Source organism: Streptomyces sp. NPDC044704 (genome assembly GCF_056433525.1).
This window is the reverse complement of the sequence record NZ_JBWKGY010000002.1, coordinates 686,432-691,643: the sequence shown is the minus strand read 5'-3', so window position 1 is coordinate 691,643 and position 5,212 is coordinate 686,432. Positions and strand designations below refer to the sequence as shown.

Here is a 5,212-nt window from a genome sequence, read left to right as displayed (position 1 = left end):
CGCGCGCTCCATCACTCCGTGCAGAGAAACCTAAGACCAGAGATGACCTTGGCACGGGGGGGGCTGCCGCAGAAACCCCTAACAATCCCCTATGGACCCCTAGGTGAGGGGCTGTGGGGAATGCGTCCTGATTCTGCGGGCGCGATTGAATCACTATGCCCTCGGGGTGCGCGCGATGGCAACAATTACGGGGGCTTTTGTCTGCCGAATTCCGCCGGGCGGGGCGGGCGGGCGGCCGGCCAACAGGGCGGCCAACCGGGCGGGCGAACAGAAGCGGAGGGACGGTCGTCAGGACCGTCCCTCCGCTTCCCGGGGGTTCGCCAGTTGGTCTATCGGGGGGTGGTGCGCGGGGTCCGTTCGATGAAGGGGGCGAGGATGCCGGGTACGGCCTCTTCGGCGAGGGCGAGGCCGTCCGAGACGCGTACGTCGCGGATCTTGTAGACGCCGTTGCCGGAGGCGGTGGCGGCGCCCAGGGTGAGCAGGTCCGCGCGGCGCTGGAAGACGGAGCGGGTGATCGACCAGCCGATGACGCCGTCCCGGTGGAAGGCGACGGTGCGGCGGGTGAAGGTGCCCGCGCGGGTGACCAGGTAGCGGCCGTGGAGGGCGTGGCCGAGGTTGCGGTAGGCGTCGTGGGCGAGGGCCAGGCCCGCGGGCAGCAGGATCAGGGCGGTGATCCAGCCGGTGTGGACGAGTGCGGGCGTGAGCCACAGGCCGAGGCCGACGAAGGGGGCGGCGATCAGGACGGTCCAGATCAGGGCGCGGTTGATCCTGCGGCGCAGGGCGGCGCGGGGGTGCGGTGCGAGGGTGGCTTCGACCGTCGGGGAGGTGGTTTCGCCCAGGACGTCCGCGGCGATCCGGCGGGCCACGGCCATCGGTACGGGCGGGGTGAGGCGGCTGCGGCTGCTGTTCTCGTCGGCGTCGCCGAGGCCGCTGGCGACGGCCTTGACGCGGGCGCCTCCGGCCCAGCGCAGCAGCAGCGGTTCGGCCACTTCGGCGCCGCGCAGCCGCTGTTCCTCGATGCTGACGGAGCGGGTGATGAGCAGGCCGCGGCGGACGCGGAGCATGCCGGCTTCTTCGCGGTCGAGGCGGTAGCCGCCCCAGCCCTCGATGAAGGTGGCCGTCGATCCGAGGACGCCGATCAGGATGATGACGGCGAGGGTGACCAGCAGGCCGTACCAGAGCGGTACGGAGCCGAAGCGGGCCTCGATGTCCTTGACGATGCCGAGTTCCAGCGGGTCGATCTTCAGCTCGTGCAGGGTGCGGTAGGTGCTGCCGACGGCGATGAAGACACCGCCGACGCCCCAGAGGGTGAGGGGTGCGTACCGCAGCCACGCCCAGTCGAGTTCGGCTATGGCGGCATCGGTGTCGTCGGTGGTGTGCGTCAGGCCGCGGCGGGTCCGGCGGAGTTCGGTCAGCCGGCCGCGGAGCGCGGTGGCGTCGCGGACGCTGAGGCCGTCCAGGGAGAGGCCTCCGTCGGTGGAGCCCTGGTCGCCGGTGCCGATCTTCAGGGAGGTGAGGCCGAAGAGGCGGTGGAGGGGGTTGGCGGTGAGGTCGACGCTGCGGATGCGGTCGACGGGCACCGAGCGCTGGCTGCGGAAGAACTTGCCCTTGTGCACCTCCATCCGGTCCTCGGTGATGCGGTACCGGGTGGTGATGAGCCGCATCAGGCTGATGCCGGCGATGACGAGGCAGGTGATGAGGAACGAGCCGAGGGTGATCAGGACCTGGAGGTTGAACTCGCCGCCGTTGATGAGGGAGGTGGCGGCGAACATGGCCAGCGGGGTGGCCACGACGCTCAGGTTGACGAGGAAGAGGCGCGGGTTGAGCCGGCCCCAGGCGTCGTCCGGGGCGGGGTTCTCGTGGCTGCGTACCGCGGTGTCGGCCGTCACGTCGCGTCTCCCGGTACGGCCTGGGTGGACCTGGTGAGGTGTTCGACGAGTTCGGAGGCGATCCGGTGGTCGAGCCCCTTGATCTTCACGGCGCCGGCGGAGGAGGCGCTGGTGACGGTGACGCCGGAGAGCCTGAACATCTGCTGGAGGGGGCCGCGGAGCATGTCGACGGTCTGGATGCGGGAGAGGGGGACGACCCGCCACCGCTGCCAGAGCCATCCGGAGGCGGCGTAGACGGCCTCGTCGGTGGTCTCCCAGCGGTGCACCCGGTAGCGCCAGATGGGCATGATGCCCATGTAGAGGAGCCCGGGGACGAGGGCGGCGAGGAAGAGCCAGCCGAAGACGAACCGCGCCGGCGGGATGGTGAGGTAGAGCACCCCGAACACGAGCGGGAGCGGGAGGGCGAACAGGGAGGACTGGAGGGTCCACCAGCCGATCGCCCGGCTCTCGACCCGGTTGCGAGGCGGACGGAGCCTCAGTTCTTCGTTGTCTGGCACTGCCTCACCCTGGTTCCTGAACGATGTCGCGTCTTCGCCGGTCAACTCGTGTCGCATCACTGTCGGTTCACTCCCCGCCCGTCGCCCTTCCGCTGTTCGCCGTCCGCCGGGCTCCGCCGTCCGGCCGCCCGCCGTTCCGGCCGGGGGCCGGTGGGTCGGTGTCGGGTACGTCGGTGGCGGGTGCCGTCGCGGCCCGTACGGCACGGAGCCTGGACAGCAGGACCGCCGTCCGGGCCAAGACCATCGACAGCGACGTCAGGGCGAGCGAGCTCACGAGGACCTCGCTGCCACTGAGCTGGTAGTCGGTGGTGAACCGGGTCATGCGGGCACCGAACCAGTGCTCGCAGCCGTATGCGAAGAGGATCTGGGCTCCGAGGAGGAGGACCCAGACGGCCGCGTGGCCCGGTCCGCCGGCGCTGCGGATGTCCCCCGCAGGGTCCCGGTGCGCGGAGAGCAGGGAGCCCGCGACGAGTCCGCAGATGCCCCCCGCGCCGATGCCGGCGAGGTGCAGCGACGTGTCGTTGCCGGCCGTCGGGAAGGAGTGTACGCAGACTCCGATGACGAGGACGGCCACCAGTGTGGGGGCGGCGATCCTCAGGGGGGTGATGCGCCGGTTGCCGGAGTCGGTCGCGAGGATGACGGCCAGGAGCGATCCGCTGGTGATGAGTGCCGTCGTGAACTGACCCACGTGCCCGAACCCGCCCTTTCCCGCTTCCTTCGGAATCCTTCTCGCGGCTCTCCTCGCCGCTGTGTCCAAAGTAGGGCGGGTGGGCGGACCCCGGTGCCGACTGATCGGTGGGACCGGCTGTCAACCGATCGACGGACACGGGCTCGAGTCGTGGTAGGACTGGTCACGTGCACATACACACACAGGAGGGGGAGGTTCCGCGGTCGGCCGCGAACTACGGCCCCGACTCGGGGAGCCGCTGGTTCGGTCTGTGGGACGGCTACTTCGCGATCTCCTACCTCGTCACCGTCATCCTGCTCTTCACCTCCGACGAGGACCAGGTGCACCGGGCGTTCGCCATCGGCGCGCTGACGCTGATCGTGCCCTGGTACGCGGGTCTCGGCCGCAGGCTGATGATCCACCGGACGACGGGCCGGCGGAACATCGTGTTCTCCGTCGGGCTCTTCGTGCTGTTCGGGTCGTCCAGTCTGCTCGACTTCGCGGGTTCCTTCGCGCTGTTCGCGGTCGTCCCCATGCTCATGATGAGCCTGTCGATGCCGCCCGCGATCGTGCTGGTGGTCCTGGCCAACCTGTGGCCGGTGACGGTGGTGTGGCTGCGGGGCGGGGAGTTCGACCCCCACATCCTGGGGGTGCTGCCCATCTCCCTGCTGGGCATCGCCCTGTCGGTGCTGCTCGGCGTGTGGATCACCCGGGTGGTGCGGCAGAGCGCCGACCGGGGCGAGCTGATCAACGAACTGCGGCGCAGCCGGGAGCGCGAGGCCCGGCTGTCGCACCAGGCCGGCATCTCGGCCGAGCGCGAACGTCTCGCCCGGGAGATCCACGACACCCTGGCGCAGAGCCTGACCAGCATCATCAGCCTGGTGCAGGCGGCGGAGTCGGAGGTGGTGGACAACCCCGAGCGGGCGCGCAGCCGCCTCGGGCTGGCCGGGCGGGTCGCCCAGGACAGCCTGGCCGAGGCCCGCGGGTTCGTCTCCGCGCTCACCCCGCCGGCGCTCCGGGAGAGCTCGCTGGTGCAGGCCGTACGCCGGCAGGCCGACCTGCTGATGGAGGAGACGGGGCTCACCGTGCGGTGCACGGCCCGGGGTGCGGAACGGCCGCTGCCGATGGCGGTCAGCGTGGTGCTGCTCCGCTCGGCGCAGGAGGCCTTCGCCAACGTGCGCAAGCACGCGCGGCACGCCCGTAGGGTGGAGGTGCTGGTGGCGTACGCGCCGGACGCGGTACGGCTCGTGGTCCGCGATGACGGCGCGGGCTTCCGTACGGACCTCCCGGAGTCGCAGGACGGCCCGGACGAGGTGCGGGACGGCGGGCCGGACGGCGAACGGAACGGTTTCGGGCTGCGCGGGATGCGCGCCCGGGTGGAGGAGATCGGCGGAATGGCAGAGGTCAGCAGCAGCCCTGGGGCGGGCACGGTCATCGAGGTGACGGTGCCGCTGGGCCCCGTGGCAGGGGAGTCGGCCGGTGAGTGAGCGCGGACCGATCGGGGTGATGCTGGTCGACGACCATCCGGTGGTCCGGGAGGGCCTGAGCGCCATGCTGGAGCTCGACGCGGGCATCACGGTGGTGGGGCAGGCCGGTTCCGGTGAGGAGGCGGTGCTGCAGGCCGCCCGGCTGAAGCCCGACATCGTCCTGCTCGACCTGCGGATGGGCGGTATGGACGGGGTGGCCGCGACCGGGCACATCCTGCGGGAGTCGCCGCGTACCAAGGTGGTCATCGTGACCACGTACGAGGACGACGCCGACATCCTGCGCGCGGTGGAGGCGGGCGCGGCGGGCTACCTGCTGAAGGGCAGCTCCCGCGAGGAGCTCGTCAACGCGGTGAAGGCGGCGGCGCGCGGGGAGACGGTGCTGACGCCGTCGCTGGCACCGAAGCTGTTCCGGGCGCGGGTGGTGGAGACGCCGGTGCTGTCCGAGCGGGAGCGCGAGGTGCTCCAGCTGGTCAGACAGGGCATGACCAACGCGGACATCGGGCGGCGGCTGTTCATCAGCGAGGCGACGGTGAAGACGCACCTGCTGAGGTCGTTCAAGAAGCTGTCGGTGTCCGACCGCACGGCGGCGGTGATCACGGCCCTGGAGCGGGGCCTGCTGACCTGAGGCCGGGCCCGCCGGCCGGGGCGGGGGTGCCGGGCGGCTGCCCGGCA

5 protein-coding genes are annotated in these 5,212 nt (G+C 71.2%); 2 read left to right on the top strand and 3 right to left on the bottom strand.

Annotation, left to right across the window (positions count from 1 at the left end; genetic code table 11):
- Window positions 1-329 precede the first annotated feature (329 nt).
- The 3 genes from AC07B0_RS07450 to AC07B0_RS07440 all read right to left on the bottom strand — a co-directional run bounded on the left by AC07B0_RS07450 (window position 330) and on the right by AC07B0_RS07440 (window position 3,074).
- Window positions 330-1,889: a PH domain-containing protein gene (locus AC07B0_RS07450; protein WP_478897208.1), complete on the bottom strand. Its 1,560-nt coding sequence runs from the start codon at window positions 1,887-1,889 to the stop codon at window positions 330-332.
- Complete coding sequence (locus AC07B0_RS07445) at window positions 1,886-2,386, bottom strand: PH domain-containing protein (RefSeq protein ID WP_478897206.1); 501 nt, start codon at window positions 2,384-2,386, stop codon at window positions 1,886-1,888. Before AC07B0_RS07445 ends, AC07B0_RS07450 begins: the two co-directional genes overlap by 4 nt.
- 67 nt (window positions 2,387-2,453) lie before the next feature.
- Window positions 2,454-3,074: a hypothetical protein gene (locus tag AC07B0_RS07440; RefSeq protein WP_478897204.1), complete on the bottom strand. Its 621-nt coding sequence runs from the start codon at window positions 3,072-3,074 to the stop codon at window positions 2,454-2,456.
- A 167-nt stretch (window positions 3,075-3,241) separates the two neighbouring features.
- Here AC07B0_RS07440 and AC07B0_RS07435 point away from each other — a divergent pair, with 167 nt between their 5' ends.
- Together AC07B0_RS07435 and AC07B0_RS07430 are read left to right on the top strand one after the other, a co-directional pair.
- A complete protein-coding gene (locus tag AC07B0_RS07435; protein ID WP_478897202.1) occupies window positions 3,242-4,540 on the top strand; it encodes a sensor histidine kinase in 1,299 nt (432 codons plus the stop codon).
- Window positions 4,541-4,559: 19 nt separating this feature from the next.
- Window positions 4,560-5,165, top strand: a complete 606-nt coding sequence (locus AC07B0_RS07430) for a response regulator (RefSeq protein ID WP_478897256.1) — start codon at window positions 4,560-4,562, stop codon at window positions 5,163-5,165.
- The last annotated feature ends 47 nt before the right edge of the window (window positions 5,166-5,212 follow it).